The organism is Micromonospora sp. NPDC005299, assembly GCF_042872345.1.
Classification (GTDB): Bacteria; Actinomycetota; Actinomycetes; order Mycobacteriales; family Micromonosporaceae; genus Micromonospora.
In genome coordinates, this window is sequence record NZ_JBIAKG010000005.1 from 434,736 (window position 1) to 450,588 (window position 15,853).

The following is a 15,853-nucleotide window of genomic DNA, read 5'->3' on the forward strand; positions in this document are numbered from 1 at the left end:
GGCGGGCGGGGCGGCGAATCGGCGGCATCAGCTCCAGTCGGTCCGGTAGCCCTCGTGGCGCAGCAGCTCCAGCAGTTCGGCGTCGGTGGGCCGGTGCACCCGGTCCAGGGCGGCGCGCAGCGTGTCGACCCCGACCGGGTCCGGCCCCTGCACCTCGACCGCCCGCACCCGGGCGCCGTCGGTCCGGTAGAGGGCGGTGGAGGGGCTGCTGTTGTCGGTCCGGTGGGTGACGATCAGCAGCTCGCCGTCGCCCAGGTCGGTGCAGGTGCGCAGCCGGGACGAGCCGCAGTCGACCCCCTCGGGCAGTCCGGTTCCGGGCTGCGGGACGCGCAGCCCCCAGACCACCGGCACCGTCCGACCGTCACCGGCGTCCAGGTCGTGGGCCACCTCCAGGCCGCCCCGGTCCAGCCAGGCGACGTTGCCGGGACGGGCCGACCCGTCGGGGATCAGCAGCTGCTCCCGCGGCCACGGCGACAGCCCGGTCAGGCTGACGAGGTCCCGCTGGTCCTTGGCCCGGTGGTACGCGACCCGCAGCCCGGCGTACCCGAGCCCGGCGGCGACGAGCAGCACCAGGGCCACCAGGGCGAGGCGGCGCGGCACGGTCATCCCGCCAGCCGGCGGCGGTGCGACCGGCTGGTGTCGAGCGGCCGTCCCGGGTCGACGTGGCGGGGCCGGTCCGGCTCGTCGGGGCGCAGCGGCGCGAGGTCGTCGGTGATCGCGTCGATGATCCGGTCGGTGGCCCGCCGGGCCGCCCCCGGGGTGCCGGGGTGCAGGTCGCGCAGCAGCACCGGGGCGCCGAAACGCACCCGGATGACCGGCCGCCGCAGCACTGCCCGGGCCAGCCCGCGCAGCATGCCCTTCGGCACCCGGTAGGGCAGCACCTCGTGCGAGCCCCACTGGGCGACCGGGACGACGGGAGCGCCGCTGGCGAAGGCGAGCCGGGCGGCGCCGGTCTTGCCCCGCTCGGGCCACATGCCGGGGTCCAGGCCGATGCGCCCCTCCGGGTAGACCAGCACCACGGAGCCGCCGGCCACCGCGCCGGCGGCGGTCTCCAGCGAGTGGTGCACCGAGCCGGTGCCGCGGTCGACGCGGATGTGCCCGGCGCGGCGCATCAGCGGCCCGATCACCGGGGCGCGGAACAGCCCGCCGGTGGCCATGATCCGCGGGTGGATGCCGCGGACCTGGCAGGCCGCGGTGAGGACCACGGGGTCGAAGGGGCTGATGTGGTTGGCGGCCAGGATCAGCGGTCCGTGGCGCAGGTCGTCCGGCACGTCGCCGCTGACCTCGAGGCGGCCGGCCAGGCCGACGAGGCCGCGGGCGGCCAGTTGCGCGGCGCGCCAGAGCAGGGGCGCCCGCCAGTGGGTGATCGGGGTGTCCATCAGTGCTGGATGGTCGCACGCGCCGGGGTGAGCGGGGGAACCGATCCCGGGTGCGGCGCTGCTGCCGGTGCCCTCCGCCAGGGCGGAGGGCACCGACCCGAGTCCGTCGTCGGCGGCTACTCGGCGTAGGGCTGGTTCTCTCCCTGCGCGCTGTAGCCGAGGCTCCAGATGTAGCCGTCCGGGTCCGCGAAGGACCCGCCGTATCCGCCCCACGGCAGGGGGCCGGCGGGCTTGAGGATCGTGGCGCCGGCCTTCTCGGCCTCCGCCATGACCTCGTCGATCCGCCCCTCGCTGCGGACCACGTAGGTGAGGACCAGCCCGCTGAAGCCGCCGCCCTCCGGGCTGGCGCCCACCTGCTCGGCCAGGCCGTCGCGGCCGTAGAAGCCGACGGGCGAGCCGCCGTCCGGTGCGAAGAACACCGAGACGCCGTAGTCCTGCGCGATCTTCCAGCCGAGACCGTCGGTGTAGAACCGCTTGGACCGCTCCATGTCCCGTACGCCGAGGAGGATCGAGCTGACGTGGGCTTTCATGCGTTGTCTCCTTCTCCGTGCCTGCTGATCAGGTGCACGTCAGTCACGCTACGGAGCGGCTGCGGGCCGGCGCTTCTTGAATCCTGACCGGTTCCGAGGGTGATCAGGGTCATTGGTCCCGGCCCGGATCGGGCCCTGTGGCCCTGCCCGTCCCTCTACGACGCCGAGTAGTATTTACTACGTCTCGTAGTATGCACAGCTGGGGGTTTCAGGTGGACGCGTTGGACGTCGCCCGCTGGCAGTTCGGTGTCACCACCGTCTACCACTTTCTCTTCGTGCCCTTGACCATCGGCCTGTCCGTGCTGGTGGCCATCCTGCAGACCCTGTGGCACCGCACCGGCAACGAGCGGTACCTCAAGCTCACCAAGTTCTACGGCAAGCTCTTCTTGATCAACTTCGCGATGGGCGTGGTCACCGGCATCGTGCAGGAGTTCCAGTTCGGCATGAACTGGTCGGACTACTCGCGCTTCGTCGGGGACATCTTCGGCGCGCCCCTGGCGATCGAGGCCCTGGTGGCGTTCTTCCTGGAGTCCACCTTCATCGGCCTGTGGATCTTCGGCTGGGACCGGCTGCCCAAGCGACTGCACCTGGCCGCCATCTGGGCCGCGGCGATCGGCACCAACCTGTCCGCCTACTTCATCCTCGCCGCGAACTCGTTCATGCAGAACCCCGTCGGCTACCGGATCAACCCGGACACCGGCCGGGCCGAGCTGACCGATTTCGTCGCCGTGCTCACCAACAAGGTCGCCCTGGTCACGTTCCCGCACACCCTGGCCGGGGCGTTCCTGGTCGCCGGGTCCCTGATCGTGGCCGTCGGGCTGTGGCACGTCATCCGCGACCGCGGCGGCGCCGACACCGACGCCTACCGCTTCGCCACCAAGTTCGGCTCCTGGGTGGTGCTGGCCTCCTCGGCGCTGGTGCTGTTCACCGGCGACATCCAGGGCAAGATCATGACGCAGGTGCAGCCGATGAAGATGGCCGCCGCCGAGGGCCTCTACACCACCGAGAGCCCCGCCTCGTTCTCCGTGCTCACCGTGGGCAGCCTCGACGGCAGCCGGGAGATCTTCGCCCTCAAGATCCCGTACCTGCTGTCCTACCTCGGCACCGGTGACCCGAACGGCACCGTGCACGGCATCAACGACCTGCAGGCCCAGTACGCCACCCAGTACGGCGCCGGCAGCTACACCCCGATCATCCCGGTCACCTACTGGAGCTTCCGCTTCATGATCGCGCTCGGGATGGCCGCCGCCGCGATCGCCCTGATCGTCCTCTGGACCCACCGCAAGGGCCGCACCCCGACCAGCCGGTGGCTGCTACGCGCCGGCCTGGTCATGCCGGCGCTGCCGCTGCTGGCCAACTCCTTCGGCTGGATCTTCACCGAGATGGGCCGCCAGCCGTGGATCGTCTTCGGCGAGATGCTCACCCGCAACGGCGTGTCCCGCAGCGTCTCGCTGACCGAGGTGCTCACCTCGTTCACCGCCTTCACCCTGATCTACGCCACCCTCGCGGTGATCGAGTTCAAGCTGCTGGTCGGCTACGCCAGGGCCGGCGTGCCCGACGTCACCGCGCAGCCCGCCGCGGACGACACCGACGACGCCGAGCGCCCGCTGGCGTTCGCCTACTGACCCCGGAGCCCACCGTGGAACTGACGACCGTCTGGTTTCTCCTCGTCGCCGTGCTGTTCACCGGCTACTTCGTCCTCGAAGGCTTCGACTTCGGCGTCGGCATGCTGCTGCCGGTGCTCGGCCGCGACGACCGGGAACGCCGCGTCCTGATCAACACCATCGGCCCGGTCTGGGACGGCAACGAGGTCTGGCTGATCACCGCCGGCGGCGCCATGTTCGCCGCCTTCCCCGAGTGGTACGCCACCCTTTTCTCCGGCTTCTACCTGCCGCTGCTGCTGATCCTGCTCGCCCTCATCGCCCGCGGGGTGGCCTTCGAGTACCGGCACAAGCGCCCCGAGGCGGCCTGGAAACGCCGCTGGGACACCGCCATCTTCGTCGGCTCGCTGCTGCCGGCGATCCTGTGGGGCGTCGCCTTCGCCAACATCCTGCGCGGCGTGCCGCTGAGCGCCGACCACGAGTACGCCGGCGGCCTGCTCGACCTGCTCCACCCGTACGCCCTGCTCGGCGGGGTGACCACCCTGGGCCTGTTCCTCACCCACGGCGCGGTGTTCCTCGCCCTGAAGACCGCCGGCGACATCCGGGCGCGGGCCGGCGCGCTGGCCGTCCGGCTCGGCGCCGGCACCGCCGTGGTGGCGGTGGCCTTCCTGGCCTGGACGCTGACCATCCGCTCCAGCGGGGCCGCCGTCATGCTCGCCGTGGGCGCCGCCCTCGCCCTGCTCGCCGGTCTCGCCGCCGCCCGGGTACGCCGGGAGGGCTGGGCGTTCACCGGCACCGCCGTGGCCATCGCCCTGGCCGTGGCGACCCTGTTCGCCGCGCTGTTCCCGAACGTGCTGCCGTCCACCCTCGACGCCGCCGGCACGCTCACCGCCACCAACGCCGCCTCCACCCCCTACACCCTGAAGATCATGACCTGGGTGGCGGTGGTGTTCACCCCGATCGTGCTGGCCTACCAGGGCTGGACCTACTGGGTGTTCCGCAAGCGGATCGGGGTACAGAACATCCCGCAACACTGACGAGGCTGCGGGCGAGGGTGACGCGGGGCCGGTGCGAGGGGGTCGCACCGGCCCCGCGGGGCGTTTCAGACCAGGTCGATCCGCTCCCACTCGATCGGGTAGCCGGCCCGGGCGAAGGTGGCCGCCATCGGCGCGTTGCCCTGGTCGGTGGCGGCCACGACCGAGTCGGCGCCCGCCTCGACCAGCAGGTGGGTGCCCTCGACCAGCAGGTCGTAGGCGTAGCCGTGACCGCGCTGGGCAGGCAGCACGCCGACGAACCCCACGATGTGGTGGGTCTGGTTGCGGGTCGGCACGAGCAGCCCGACCGGCTCCCCGCCGGGGGTGAACGCCATCCGCCACCAGTCCCGGGGGCTCGGCATCCACCGCAGCAGGTCCAGGTCCTCCTGCGCCGCCGCGACCGGGCCGTGGGCGGCCGCCGCGGCCCGGAAGTGGGCGTCCAGGCTGCCCTCACCGATGCGGCACAGCACGTCCAGGATCACCGCGTCGTCCGGCTCGGGCCGGAACTCCAGCCGCCCCGGCCGGGCCGGCAGGCCGCATTCGGGCGTCCAGTGGTAGCGGTACCGCTCGACCAGTACCCGCATGCCGGCCGCCGTCGCGGCGTCGATGCGGGCCTGCGCCTGGGCGCGGACCGCGGGATCCTGGCGCCAGCCGTGGGGGAGCAGGATCTCGTACTCGGCGCGCAACGGCGCCGTGCGCAGCAACTCGACCGCCGCGGCCGCGTCGGTGAAGTCGAACCAGTCCAACGCCAGCGGCGCCGGGTCGTCCGGCCCGGCCCACCAGGCGGCACGGGCGACCACCACCCCGTTGCGCAGGGCTACCCAGGTCCACTCGGGGCGGAAGCCGCCGCCGGCGTACGTCTCGCCGAGCACGGCGCGCCCGACCAGCCCCGGGTCGGGCAGGGAGTCGAAGAGATGTTCCTCGCCCGCGACGAGCGGGCGGATGACCAGATCGGTCATGAAGGTCCTTCCAGGAAGCGGTGCGCTCCCCGGTTCAGGAACCCGACGTCCTCACGGCCGGGTGGGAGCGCGTGACAGTCGTGCGTGCCATGGCGCTCACCTCCCTCCGGCCTCGTTCGAGGACGCGGCGGAACCGTACCAGACGGCCCGCGCCCCGGCCGAGGTGTTTTCCGGCCGGGGCGCGGGCGGGTTCAGCGGGCCTCGCGCAGCTCCGCCAGCCGGGCCTCGATCTCGGCCAGCTCGGCGCGCAGCTTCTCCGCCTGCTGCTCGGCCTCGGCCCGCTCGGCGGCCAGGATCTGCTCCACCGCCTCCTGCACGCCGGGCACGTCGACCAGCGCCACCATCCGCAGCGCCTCGGCCGGCTTCACCACGTACGGCTTGGCGAGGGCCTTCGCGCCCTGCTGCGCCGCGACCGTCCACTCGCCCTCGGCGTAGGCCAGCGTCACCGTCAACCCGGCCGGGCCCTTCGGCTTGACCGCCTTCACCGCCCGCCGCGCCGGCTTCGGCTCCGCCTGCTGCTCCACCCTCGGCTCCTCCCGCCGCGGCGCCGGCACCGGCGGCGCGTCCAACACGAACTCCGGCTCCGCCGGCGCCGCCTCGACCGGGGGCTCCGGCTTCGGCTCCGCCGGCCGCCGCCCGGCCCCCTTCGGCGCGATCGCCACGTCGGCGGGGGAGAAGGGCAGCTCGTCGCGGCCGAACCGCACCACCACGAACTCCTCGGACACCTCCGGGTCGGTCAGCTCCACCACCTGCCCGAGCTGGCCCGCCATCTGCCCGGCCGCCGCCGTGAACACCACCCTGGGCTTGCGGCCGGCCGCCAGCGCCTCCCGGATGCCCTGTACCTCGTCAGTGGACAAACCCTGGCCCGCCATCACAGCCCTCTTCCGTACACGTGTCTGATGCCTGCCTTGATACCAGCCGGCACCGACAGCCGGAAGATCAACCCCCGGTCACCCAGACGGCCGCCACCTCCTCGGCCACCGCGGCCGCCTGCGCGAACCCGGCCCGCGCCGACGCCGCCCGCCGCGCCGGGTCCAGCACGTTACGCCCGATCGCCGCCCGCGCCGCCCGGTCCGGCGACACCACCACCACCCCCGCGCCCGCCGACCGCAACTGCGCCACCTGCGCCGACAGCCGCGGCATCGGCCCGAACCCGGCCCGCGTCGGCGCCAGCACCACCACCGCCCGCGCGCCGGTCGCCAGGTCCGCGTTCACCGCCGAGCGCACCCCACCGTCGACGTACCGCCGGCCGCCGATGGTCACCGGCGGCCACACCCCCGGCACCGCGCAGCTGGCCCCCACCGCGTCCACCAGCGCCACCTGCGCGCCGGCGTCGAAGACCACGAACTCGCCGGAGGCCGCGTCCACGGCGGTCACCAGCAGCCGCCGCGCCGGCCAATCCCGCACCGGCAACCGCGCCACGATGACCGCCCGCCGCGACTCCTCCGACGGGGTACGCGCCGCCAGGGCCATCGCACCGACCCGGGCCCGCGCCTGCGCCGCGTCGCGACCGCGGGCGCCCGCCCACGCCCAGCGGGCCAGCACCCCGACCCCCAGCCGGGCCGGCACCTCACCCCGGGCCGGGCGCAGCTGCGCCGCGTACAGCTCCTCGACCGGCGTGCCCGAGCACACCTGCGCGCCCACCACCGAGCCGGCCGAGGTGCCCACCACCAGCTCCGCCACGGTCAGGTCCAGTCCCCGCGCCGCCAGCCCGGCCAGCAGCCCCAACTCCCAGGCCACCCCGGTCACCCCGCCGCCACCCAGCACCAACGCCCGCGTCATGTGTGACCGTCCTCTCCACCCGGGTCCCGCGCCGCTCACGGTAACGTCACCTCCACCGCAAGGGCAGGGGAGAGCACATTGACGTCCGTCACCATCGTCACCGGTGGGGGGCGCGGCATCGGCGCGGCCACCGCCCGCCGCCTCGCCGCCGCCGGCCACGACGTCGTCATCGGCTACCGCAGCGACCACGCCGCCGCCGACGCCGTCCTCGCCGACGTGCACGCCGCCGGCCGCCGCGGCGTGGCCGTCCCCGCCGACACCGCCGACCCCGACCAGGTCCACCACCTCTTCGACGCCGCCGCGACGCTGGGCCCGCTCACCGGGCTGGTCAACAACGCCGGCATCACCAGCCCGATCGGGCCCTTCACCGACCTGCGCGTCGACGACCTGCGCCAGGTCGTCGACATCAACCTCGTCGGGTACGTCCTCTGCGCCCAGCAGGCCGCCCGCCGGATGACCCGCGGCGGCGCCATCGTCAACGTCTCGTCCGCCGCCGCCACCCTCGGCAGCCCCGGCGAATACATCCACTACGCCGCCGTCAAGGCCGCCACCGACACCCTCACCGTCGGGCTCGCCAAGGAACTCGCCCCGCGGGGCATCCGGGTCAACGCCGTCGCCCCCGGCATCATCCGCACCGACATCCACGCGCTGTCCGGCGCACCCGACCGCCCCGACACCGCGGCCGGCCGCGTCCCGCTGGGCCGCGCGGGCGAACCCGACGAGGTCGCCGGCGCCGTCGCGTTCCTCCTCGGCCCCGACGCCTCCTACACCACCGGCGCCGTCCTGCGCGTCGCCGGCGGCCTCTGACACCGCGGCGGCCCGGGGGAGAGTCGCCCCCGGGCCGCCGCCGCCTCGGCTAGTGGGTGAACAGCTTCGCCGCCGTGATCACCGTCTGCACCACCCCGTACCCCAGCAGCGCCGACACCACCAGCCACGACACCACCAGGCGGACCCGCTGCCCGCCACCGGTCTGCTCGTTCACGACCCGCTCCTCTCCGCCGTCACCGGCTGCGCACCCTCGACACCGTCCCGACCCGAGGCCGGCTCGTGGAACCGCTCCGGAACCGGCCGGATCAGCAGGTTCGCCACGAAACCGACCGCCAGCACCCCGACCATGGTGAACAGCGCCGGCCGGTACGCCGCCGCCGTCAACGTGCCCGGCTTGCCCTGCGCGTCCAGGAACGCGTTCACGATCAGCGGACCGGCCACCCCGGCCGCCGACCACGCCGTCAGCAACCGGCCGTGGATCGCGCCCACCTCGAACGTGCCGAACAGATCCCGCAGGTACGCCGGCACCGTGGCGAACCCGCCGCCGTAGAACGACAGGATCACGCACGCGAACAGCACGAACAGCGCCGTCGCCGCCTGCCCGAACAGGGCCAGCAGCACGTACAGCACCATGCCCACGCCGAGGTACAGCAGGTAGATCGGCTTGCGGCCGATCACGTCCGACGTCGACGACCAGACGAACCGGCCGGCCATGTTGAACAGCGACAGCAGGCCCACGAACCCGCCGGCTGCCGCCACCGACACCGCCGACGTCCCGTTGTCCCGGAAGAAGTCCTGGATCATCGGGCTGGCCTGCTCCAGGATGCCGATGCCCGCCGTCACGTTGCAGAACAGCACCACCCACAGCAGCCAGAACGACCGGGTCTTCACCGCGTTCGCCGCCGACACGTTCGCCGTGGTCACCAGCGGTTTCGCCGCCACCCGCGCCGGGTCGAACCCGGCCGGCCGCCAGTCCGCCGCCGGCACCCGCACGTTGAACACCCCGAACATCATGATCACGAAGTAGCCGACGCCCAGCGTCAGGAACAGCCACACCAGGGCGCTGCCCGACGCCGTCGAGCCGGCGTTCGCCGGGTCGTACCCCGGGTCGTAGAACGACAGCAGCTGCCGGGACAGGGGAGAGGCCACCATCGCCCCACCACCGAACCCCATGATCGCCAGCCCGGTCGCCAGGCCCGGCCGGTCCGGGAACCACTTGATCAACGTGGAGACGGGGGAGATGTACCCGATCCCCAACCCGATCCCGCCCAGCACCCCGTACCCCAGATACAGCAGCCACAACTGCTTCGTCGCGATGCCCAGCGCGCCGACCAGGAACCCGGCCGCCCAGAAGCACGCCGACACGAACATCGCCTTGCGCGGACCGTTCGCCTCCACCCACGTGCCCGCCACCGCGGCCGACAACCCCAGCATCACGATCGCGATGCTGAAGATCACCCCGATCGCCGTCTGACCCGTGTCGAAGTGCGCGATCAGGGAGTTCTTGTACACGCTGGTCGCGTACACCTGCCCGATGCAGAGATGGATCGCCAACGCCGCGGGCGGTATCAGCCAGCGGCTGTAGCCCGGCGGCGCGACGGTGTGCCGACGATCGAGTGCGGAAAGCATGGGTGCTTCCTCTCGGGAGAATGGCGAGAAACTCACCCGTTCATGCCCCCGGCACGTGCCGCGGCGAAACCCGTCACGCGCCGGGCGGTCGAAACCCTGAGCCGAGCGGTCACCCCTGCTGCAGGCCCCGCACCGGCCGTCGCTCCGCCGTCACCACGGGTTGTGGCCGATCATGAGCACATGCCGCTGCTCACCACCCCGGCCCTGCGCCCCGGCGTCCTCGCCGGCCAGCCCCAACCCGACCTCGACGCCGGCGACCTGCTCCTGCGCCCCTGGCGCCCCGACGACCGGCCTGCCGTCCTCGCCGCGTACGCCGACCCCGCCGTCCGCCGCTGGCACTGCCGCGCCATGACCGACGACGAGGCCCGCGACTGGATCGACGCCTGGCCGCGCCGCTGGCGGCAGGAGACCGGCGCCGGCTGGGCGGTCACCGACCACACCGCGGTGCTCGGTCAGATCAGCCTCCGCGCGGTCGACCTGCCCGAGGCCCAGGCCGAGGTGTCGTACTGGGTGCTGCCCGCCGCCCGCGGCCGGCGCGTCGCCGCCCGCGCCCTGACCGCGCTCACCGCCTTCGGCTTCGACCGGCTCGGCCTGCACCGGGTCTGGCTGCGCCACTCCACCGCCAATCCGGCCTCCTGCCGGGTGGCCGAACGGGCCGGCCTCACCGCCGAGGGCACCCACCGCGGCGCCGCCCGGCACACCGACGGCTGGCACGACATGCACGTGCACGCCCGCCTGCGTACCGACACCTGACCAGGGCCGCCGCCGCGGATGCGACGATGAGCCGGTGAAGATCCTGTCCATCCAGTCGTCGGTCGCCTACGGTCACGTCGGCAACTCCGCCGCCGTCTTCCCGCTGCAACGGCTGCGCCACGAGGTCTGGCCGGTGCTGACCGTGCACTTCTCCAACCACACCGGGTACGGCGCCTGGCGCGGGCCGCTGCTGCCCCCGGCCGACGTCGCCGAGGTGATCGCCGGCATCGAGGACCGCGGCGTGCTCGGCACCGCCGACGCAGTGCTCTCCGGCTACCAGGGCGACCCGGCGATGGGCGCGGTGATCCTCGACGCGGTCGCGCGGGTGAAGGCCGCCAACCCGGACGCCCTGTACTGCTGCGACCCGGTGATGGGCGACGTCGGCCGCGGCATGTTCGTCCGGCCGGGCATCCCCGAGTACCTGCGCGACACCGTCGTGCCCCGCGCGGACATCGTCACCCCGAACCAGTTCGAGCTGGAGTTCCTCGCCGGCCGCAGCACCGACACCGTGGCGGACCTGCTCGCCGCCGTCGACGTCGTCCGCGCCACCGGACCGCGGCACGTGCTGGTCACCAGCGTGCTGCACGGCGACGTCCCCGCCGGGTCGCTGGAGGTCATCGCCGTCTCCGACGACGGCGCATGGGCGGTCACCACGCCGCTGCTGCCGATCAGCCCCAACGGCGGCGGCGACGTCACCGCCGCGCTCTACCTGGCCCACCTCGCGACCACCGGCTCGCCGGAGACCGCTCTGGAGCGCACCACCAACTCCATCTACGCCGTCCTCGAGGCCACCCTCGCCGCCGGCACCCGGGAACTGCAACTCGTCGCCGCCCAGGACGCCATCGCCGACCCGCCGACCCGGTTCGGCGCCCGCCGGCTGCGCTGAGGCGACCCACCGCCGCGCCGGTCGGGGGACTTCGCCGGACCGCCGTCCCCCGACCGGCGGCTCGCCTAGGCTCGAAAGCGACGCAGTCCGCCGCCGCGCCTGCGGGCCGGCCCGGGCGCCCCGCCCCGCCCTGCTGCGGATGCGGAGGACGCCGGATGGAGGGAACCGCCTTCGTTGCGCCGGCCTGGGCGTGGATGGCCGTCGGCGCGGTCATCGCTGTCATGCTCGCCGTCGACGTGTTCTCCCATCGCGACCACCACGTCATCGAACTGCGCGAGGCGCTGCTCTGGAGCGCGGTGTGGATCACCGCCGGGGTCACCTTCGGGCTGGTGATCTGGCTCTGGCGCGGCAGCGGGCCGGCGGTGGCGTACTACTCCGGGTACCTGCTGGAGAAGGCGCTGTCGGTCGACAACGTGTTCGTCTTCGCACTGCTGTTCGGATACTTCCGGGTGCCCGCCGTGTACCAGCACAAGGTGCTCTTCTGGGGGGTGCTCGGGGCGCTCGGCTTCCGGCTGGTGTTCATCTTCGCGGGCGCCGAACTGCTGGACCGGCTGACCTGGGCCGGTCTCGTGCTCGGCGCGTTCCTGATCTGGACGGGCTGGCGCCTCGCCGTCCGCGGCGAGCCGGACGTCGACCCCGACCGCAACGTCGCCGTCCGGCTCTTCCGTCGGCTGGTGCCCACCGAGCCCCGCTACCGCGACGGCCGCTTCACCGCCCGGGTCGACGGCCGCCGCACGGGCACCGTGCTGCTGGTCGCGTTGGTGGCGATCGAGGCCACCGACGTGGTCTTCGCGATCGACTCGGTCGCGGCGATCCTGGCCATCACCACCAACACCTTCCTGGTCTGGACGGCGAACGCCTTCGCCGTGCTCGGGCTGCGCAGCCTGTACTTCTGCCTGGCCGGCCTGCTGCGGCACTTCGGCCACCTGCGCTACGGGCTGGCCGTGCTGCTCGCGTTCGCCGGGGTGAAGCTGATCCTCGCCGAGACCCCGGTGGGCAAGCTGCCGGTCTGGCTCACCCTCGCCGTGGTGGTGCTGACGCTCGCCACCGCCATCGGCTGGAGCGCGGTGGCCGCCCACCGGGGCGCGCGGGCCCGGTGACGGCCGCCACGAGACGTGTCGACAGGAACCGGGACGCCACGGCGACGCGGTGGGCAACCCCGACGCGACGTGGCACGATCTGGCAGGTGACCAGCAGTTCCGACCCGGCGCAGCACCTACGCGACCTCGCCCGGCTGCGCCGCGTCCGCGACCGCATCGACCGCGAGTACGCCCAGCCGCTGGACGTCGAGGCGCTCGCCCGCGGCGCGCACATGTCGGCCGGGCACCTCAGCCGCCAGTTCCGGCTCGCCTACGGGGAGTCGCCGTACGCCTATCTGATGACCCGGCGCATCGAGCGGGCGATGGCGCTGCTGCGACGCGGCGACCTCAGCGTCACCGACGTCTGTTTCGCGGTCGGCTGCTCGTCCCTGGGCACCTTCAGCACCCGCTTCACCGAACTGGTCGGCGTGCCGCCGAGCACCTACCGGGCCCGCGCGGCCGGCGGCTCCGGCGAGATGCCGCCGTGCCTGGCCAAGCAGGTGACCAGACCGATCAGGAATCGAGAAGCGCCCGCCGTCACGCCGCACCTAGCCTGACTGCCATGGACATCACCATCAACACCACCGTCCTCCCGCACGACGACCCGGACGCCTCCCTGGCCTTCTACCGCGACGTCCTCGGCTTCGAGGTCCGCAGCGACGTCGGACAGGGCCGGATGCGCTGGATCACGGTCGGCCCCGCCGGGCAGCCCGACACCTCCATCCTGCTGGCGCCGCCGGCCGTCGACCCCGGGGTCACCGACGAGGAGCGCCGTACCATCGTCGAGATGATGGCCAAGGGCACCTACGGCTGGATCCTGCTGGCCACCCACGACCTCGACGGCACCTTCGACAAGATCCAGGCCGGCGACGCCGAGGTGGTCCAGGAGCCGATCGAGCAGCCCTACGGCGTCCGCGACTGCGCGTTCCGCGACCCCGCGGGCAACCTGATCCGCATCAAGGAGCTGCGCTGACTGTCGGACCGACATGATCAGATCGAGCCAGCCGACGCCGACGGCGGCCGCGGAGGCGGCCCACGTGACAGATGGAGACACGATGAGGACGGACACCCCGTCGCCCGCGCAGCACGTCGCCGACACCCATGACCTGATCCGCGTGCAGGGGGCGCGCGAGAACAACCTCAAGGACGTCAGCATCGAGATCCCGAAGCGCCGGCTGACCGTGTTCACCGGCGTCTCCGGCTCCGGCAAGAGCTCACTGGTGTTCGGCACCATCGCCGCCGAGTCGCAGCGGCTGATCAACGAGACCTACAGCGCCTTCCTGCAGGGCTTCATGCCGACCCTCGCGCGGCCCGAGGTCGACGTCCTCGACGGGCTGACCACCGCGATCATCGTCGACCAGGAGCGGATGGGCGGCAACCCCCGCTCCACCGTCGGCACCGTCACCGACGCCAACGCCATGCTGCGCATCCTCTTCAGCCGGCTCGGGCAGCCCCACATCGGCTCGGCCCAGGCGTTCTCCTTCAACGTCGCCTCCATCAGCGGCGCGGGCGCCGTCACCCTCGAACGTGGCGGCCAGACCACGAAGGAGCGGCGCAGCTTCAGCATCACCGGCGGCATGTGCCCCCGTTGCGAGGGCACGGGCTCGGTCACCGACTTCGACCTGACCCAACTGTATGACGACAGCAAGTCGCTCAACGAGGGTGCGCTCACCGTCCCCGGCTACAGCATGGACGGCTGGTACGGCCGCATCTTCAGCGGCTGCGGCTTCTTCGACCCGGACAAGCCCATCCGCAAGTTCACCAAGAGGGAGCTGCACGACCTGCTCTACAAGGAGCCGGTCAAGATCAAGGTCGAGGGCATCAACCTCACGTACGAGGGCCTGATCCCGAAGATTCAGAAGTCGATGCTGTCCAAGGACATCGACTCGATGCAGCCGCACATCCGCGCCTTCGTGGAACGGGTCGTCACGTTCACCACCTGCCCCGACTGCGAGGGCACCCGGCTCAGCGAGGCCGCCCGCTCGTCGAAGATCAGCGGCATCAGCATCGCCGACGCGTGCGCGATGCAGATCAGCGACCTCGCCGCCTGGGTACGCGGCCTCGACGAGCCGTCGGTGGCGCCGCTGCTGGCGAAGCTGCAGCACACCCTCGACTCCTTCGTCGAGATCGGGCTCGGCTACCTCTCCCTCAGCCGACCGTCCGGCACGCTGTCCGGCGGCGAGGCACAGCGCACCAAGATGATCCGCCACCTCGGCTCCTCGCTCACCGACGTCACCTACGTCTTCGACGAACCCACCATCGGGCTGCACCCCCACGACATCCAGCGCATGAACGACCTGCTGCTGCAACTGCGCAACAAGGGCAACACCGTCCTCGTCGTCGAGCACAAACCCGAGACGATCGCCATCGCCGACCACGTCGTCGACCTCGGCCCCGGCGCCGGCACCGCCGGCGGTGAGGTGGTCTTCGAGGGCACCCTGGAGGGACTGCGGGCCAGCGGCACGCTCACCGGGCAGCACCTGGACGACCGGGCCCACCTCAAGCCGTCCGTCCGCACACCCTCCGGAGCGCTGGAGGTGCGCGGCGCCGACACCCACAACCTGCGGAACGTCGACGTCGACATCCCGCTCGGGGTGCTCGTCGTCGTCACCGGCGTGGCCGGCTCCGGCAAGAGCTCACTCATCCACGGCTCGGTGTCCGGGCGCGACGGGGTGGTGACGGTCGACCAGGGCGCCATCCGCGGCTCCCGGCGCAGCAACCCGGCCACCTACACCGGGCTGCTCGACCCGATCCGCAAGGCCTTCGCCAAGGCCAACGGCGTGAAGCCGGCACTGTTCAGCGCCAACTCCGAGGGCGCCTGCCCCACCTGCAACGGCGCCGGCGTCATCTACACCGACCTGGCCATGATGGCCGGCGTCGCCACCACCTGCGAGGAGTGCGAGGGCAAGCGGTTCCAGGCATCGGTCCTGGAATACCACTTCGGCGGCCGCGACATCAGCGAGGTGCTCGCCATGTCCGTCACCGAGGCCGAGCAGTTCTTCGGCGCCGGCGAGGCCCGCACCCCCGCCGCGCACAAGATCCTCGACCGGCTCGCCGACGTCGGCCTCGGCTACCTCACCCTCGGCCAGCCGCTCACCACCCTGTCCGGCGGCGAGCGCCAGCGCCTCAAGCTGGCCACCCAGATGGCCACCAGCGGCGGCGTCTACGTCCTCGACGAGCCGACCACCGGCCTGCACCTCGCCGACGTCGAACACCTGCTCGCCCTGCTCGACCGGCTCGTCGACTCCGGCAAGTCGGTCATCGTCATCGAGCATCACCAGGCCGTCATGGCGCACGCCGACTGGATCATCGACCTGGGTCCCGGCGCCGGCCACGACGGCGGCCGGATCGTCTTCGAGGGCACCCCCGCCGACCTCGTCGCCGCCCGCTCCACCCTCACCGGCGAACACCTCGCCACCTACATCGGCGCCTGACCGGCGCGCCCGACAACGG

General features: G+C 72.7%; 17 protein-coding genes. 9 read left to right on the top strand and 8 right to left on the bottom strand.

Annotated elements, in window-relative coordinates:
* Positions 1-27 precede the first annotated feature (27 nt).
* The 3 genes from ACFYPD_RS17900 to ACFYPD_RS17910 all read right to left on the bottom strand — a co-directional run bounded on the left by ACFYPD_RS17900 (position 28) and on the right by ACFYPD_RS17910 (position 1,909).
* Positions 28-606 carry a hypothetical protein gene (locus tag ACFYPD_RS17900; RefSeq protein ID WP_387114165.1) on the bottom strand — a complete coding sequence of 193 codons (579 nt, stop codon included), beginning with the start codon at positions 604-606 and terminating at the stop codon, positions 28-30.
* Entirely contained in the window at positions 603-1,379 is a 777-nt protein-coding gene (locus tag ACFYPD_RS17905) for a lysophospholipid acyltransferase family protein (RefSeq protein ID WP_387114168.1), read from the bottom strand. The genes ACFYPD_RS17900 and ACFYPD_RS17905 overlap by 4 nt, the downstream gene beginning before the upstream one ends.
* Before the next feature lie 116 nt (positions 1,380-1,495).
* Positions 1,496-1,909: a VOC family protein gene (locus tag ACFYPD_RS17910; protein WP_387114171.1), complete on the bottom strand. Its 414-nt coding sequence runs from the start codon at positions 1,907-1,909 to the stop codon at positions 1,496-1,498.
* 212 nt (positions 1,910-2,121) lie between these two features.
* Between ACFYPD_RS17910 and ACFYPD_RS17915 the strand changes: the two genes are divergently transcribed.
* Complete coding sequence (locus ACFYPD_RS17915) at positions 2,122-3,534, top strand: cytochrome ubiquinol oxidase subunit I (RefSeq protein ID WP_387114174.1); 1,413 nt, start codon at positions 2,122-2,124, stop codon at positions 3,532-3,534.
* Between the two features lie 14 nt (positions 3,535-3,548).
* Positions 3,549-4,547 (top strand): cytochrome d ubiquinol oxidase subunit II, encoded by a 999-nt coding sequence (gene cydB / locus ACFYPD_RS17920; RefSeq protein ID WP_387114177.1) that lies wholly within the window; start codon positions 3,549-3,551, stop codon positions 4,545-4,547.
* A gap of 65 nt (positions 4,548-4,612) precedes the next feature.
* Here the strand turns inward: cydB and ACFYPD_RS17925 are convergent, their stop codons facing one another.
* The 3 genes from ACFYPD_RS17925 to ACFYPD_RS17935 all read right to left on the bottom strand — a co-directional run bounded on the left by ACFYPD_RS17925 (position 4,613) and on the right by ACFYPD_RS17935 (position 7,285).
* A complete protein-coding gene (locus tag ACFYPD_RS17925; RefSeq protein ID WP_387114180.1) occupies positions 4,613-5,503 on the bottom strand; it encodes a GNAT family N-acetyltransferase in 891 nt (296 codons plus the stop codon).
* A 191-nt stretch (positions 5,504-5,694) separates the two neighbouring features.
* Complete coding sequence (locus tag ACFYPD_RS17930; protein WP_387114183.1) at positions 5,695-6,375, bottom strand: hypothetical protein; 681 nt, start codon at positions 6,373-6,375, stop codon at positions 5,695-5,697.
* Positions 6,376-6,442: 67 nt separating this feature from the next.
* Positions 6,443-7,285, bottom strand: a complete 843-nt coding sequence (locus tag ACFYPD_RS17935; RefSeq protein WP_387114186.1) for a patatin-like phospholipase family protein — start codon at positions 7,283-7,285, stop codon at positions 6,443-6,445.
* 78 nt (positions 7,286-7,363) lie between these two features.
* Between ACFYPD_RS17935 and ACFYPD_RS17940 the strand changes: the two genes are divergently transcribed.
* A complete protein-coding gene (locus ACFYPD_RS17940; RefSeq protein WP_387114189.1) occupies positions 7,364-8,092 on the top strand; it encodes an SDR family oxidoreductase in 729 nt (242 codons plus the stop codon).
* A gap of 49 nt (positions 8,093-8,141) precedes the next feature.
* Here the strand turns inward: ACFYPD_RS17940 and ACFYPD_RS17945 are convergent, their stop codons facing one another.
* Entirely contained in the window at positions 8,142-8,267 is a 126-nt protein-coding gene (locus ACFYPD_RS17945) for a hypothetical protein (RefSeq protein ID WP_387114192.1), read from the bottom strand.
* Positions 8,264-9,682 carry an OFA family MFS transporter gene (locus tag ACFYPD_RS17950; protein ID WP_387114195.1) on the bottom strand — a complete coding sequence of 473 codons (1,419 nt, stop codon included), beginning with the start codon at positions 9,680-9,682 and terminating at the stop codon, positions 8,264-8,266. The genes ACFYPD_RS17945 and ACFYPD_RS17950 overlap by 4 nt, the downstream gene beginning before the upstream one ends.
* Before the next feature lie 180 nt (positions 9,683-9,862).
* On the opposite strand from ACFYPD_RS17950, the gene ACFYPD_RS17955 reads away from it, so the two are divergent.
* The 6 genes from ACFYPD_RS17955 (at position 9,863) to ACFYPD_RS17980 (ending at position 15,834) form a co-directional block, all read left to right on the top strand.
* On the top strand, positions 9,863-10,435 hold the full coding sequence (locus ACFYPD_RS17955) for a GNAT family N-acetyltransferase (RefSeq protein ID WP_387114198.1): 573 nt from the start codon (positions 9,863-9,865) through the stop codon (positions 10,433-10,435).
* A gap of 34 nt (positions 10,436-10,469) precedes the next feature.
* The gene (gene pdxY, locus ACFYPD_RS17960) at positions 10,470-11,321 is read left to right on the top strand and encodes a pyridoxal kinase PdxY (protein ID WP_387114201.1); all 852 of its coding nucleotides are present in this window, start codon (positions 10,470-10,472) and stop codon (positions 11,319-11,321) included.
* A gap of 155 nt (positions 11,322-11,476) precedes the next feature.
* Complete coding sequence (locus ACFYPD_RS17965) at positions 11,477-12,421, top strand: TerC family protein (RefSeq protein ID WP_387114204.1); 945 nt, start codon at positions 11,477-11,479, stop codon at positions 12,419-12,421.
* Between the two features lie 86 nt (positions 12,422-12,507).
* Positions 12,508-12,957, top strand: a complete 450-nt coding sequence (locus tag ACFYPD_RS17970) for a helix-turn-helix transcriptional regulator (protein WP_387114207.1) — start codon at positions 12,508-12,510, stop codon at positions 12,955-12,957.
* A gap of 5 nt (positions 12,958-12,962) precedes the next feature.
* The gene (locus tag ACFYPD_RS17975; RefSeq protein WP_387114210.1) at positions 12,963-13,373 is read left to right on the top strand and encodes a VOC family protein; all 411 of its coding nucleotides are present in this window, start codon (positions 12,963-12,965) and stop codon (positions 13,371-13,373) included.
* 82 nt (positions 13,374-13,455) lie between these two features.
* On the top strand, positions 13,456-15,834 hold the full coding sequence (locus ACFYPD_RS17980) for an ATP-binding cassette domain-containing protein (RefSeq protein ID WP_387114213.1): 2,379 nt from the start codon (positions 13,456-13,458) through the stop codon (positions 15,832-15,834).
* The last annotated feature ends 19 nt before the right edge of the window (positions 15,835-15,853 follow it).

Excerpts from the sequence above, each read along its gene's own strand:
- ACFYPD_RS17900 (WP_387114165.1), bottom strand. The coding sequence starts at position 606 with ATGACCGTGCCGCGCCGCCTCGCCCTGGTGGCCCTGGTGCTGCTCGTC.
- ACFYPD_RS17905 (WP_387114168.1), bottom strand. The coding sequence starts at position 1,379 with ATGGACACCCCGATCACCCACTGGCGGGCGCCCCTGCTCTGGCGCGCC.
- ACFYPD_RS17910 (WP_387114171.1), bottom strand. The coding sequence starts at position 1,909 with ATGAAAGCCCACGTCAGCTCGATCCTCCTCGGCGTACGGGACATGGAG.
- ACFYPD_RS17925 (WP_387114180.1), bottom strand. The coding sequence starts at position 5,503 with ATGACCGATCTGGTCATCCGCCCGCTCGTCGCGGGCGAGGAACATCTC.
- ACFYPD_RS17930 (WP_387114183.1), bottom strand. The coding sequence starts at position 6,375 with ATGGCGGGCCAGGGTTTGTCCACTGACGAGGTACAGGGCATCCGGGAG.
- ACFYPD_RS17935 (WP_387114186.1), bottom strand. The coding sequence starts at position 7,285 with ATGACGCGGGCGTTGGTGCTGGGTGGCGGCGGGGTGACCGGGGTGGCC.
- ACFYPD_RS17950 (WP_387114195.1), bottom strand. The coding sequence starts at position 9,682 with ATGCTTTCCGCACTCGATCGTCGGCACACCGTCGCGCCGCCGGGCTAC.
- ACFYPD_RS17955 (WP_387114198.1), top strand. The coding sequence starts at position 9,863 with ATGCCGCTGCTCACCACCCCGGCCCTGCGCCCCGGCGTCCTCGCCGGC.
- ACFYPD_RS17965 (WP_387114204.1), top strand. The coding sequence starts at position 11,477 with ATGGAGGGAACCGCCTTCGTTGCGCCGGCCTGGGCGTGGATGGCCGTC.
- ACFYPD_RS17975 (WP_387114210.1), top strand. The coding sequence starts at position 12,963 with ATGGACATCACCATCAACACCACCGTCCTCCCGCACGACGACCCGGAC.
- ACFYPD_RS17980 (WP_387114213.1), top strand. The coding sequence starts at position 13,456 with ATGAGGACGGACACCCCGTCGCCCGCGCAGCACGTCGCCGACACCCAT.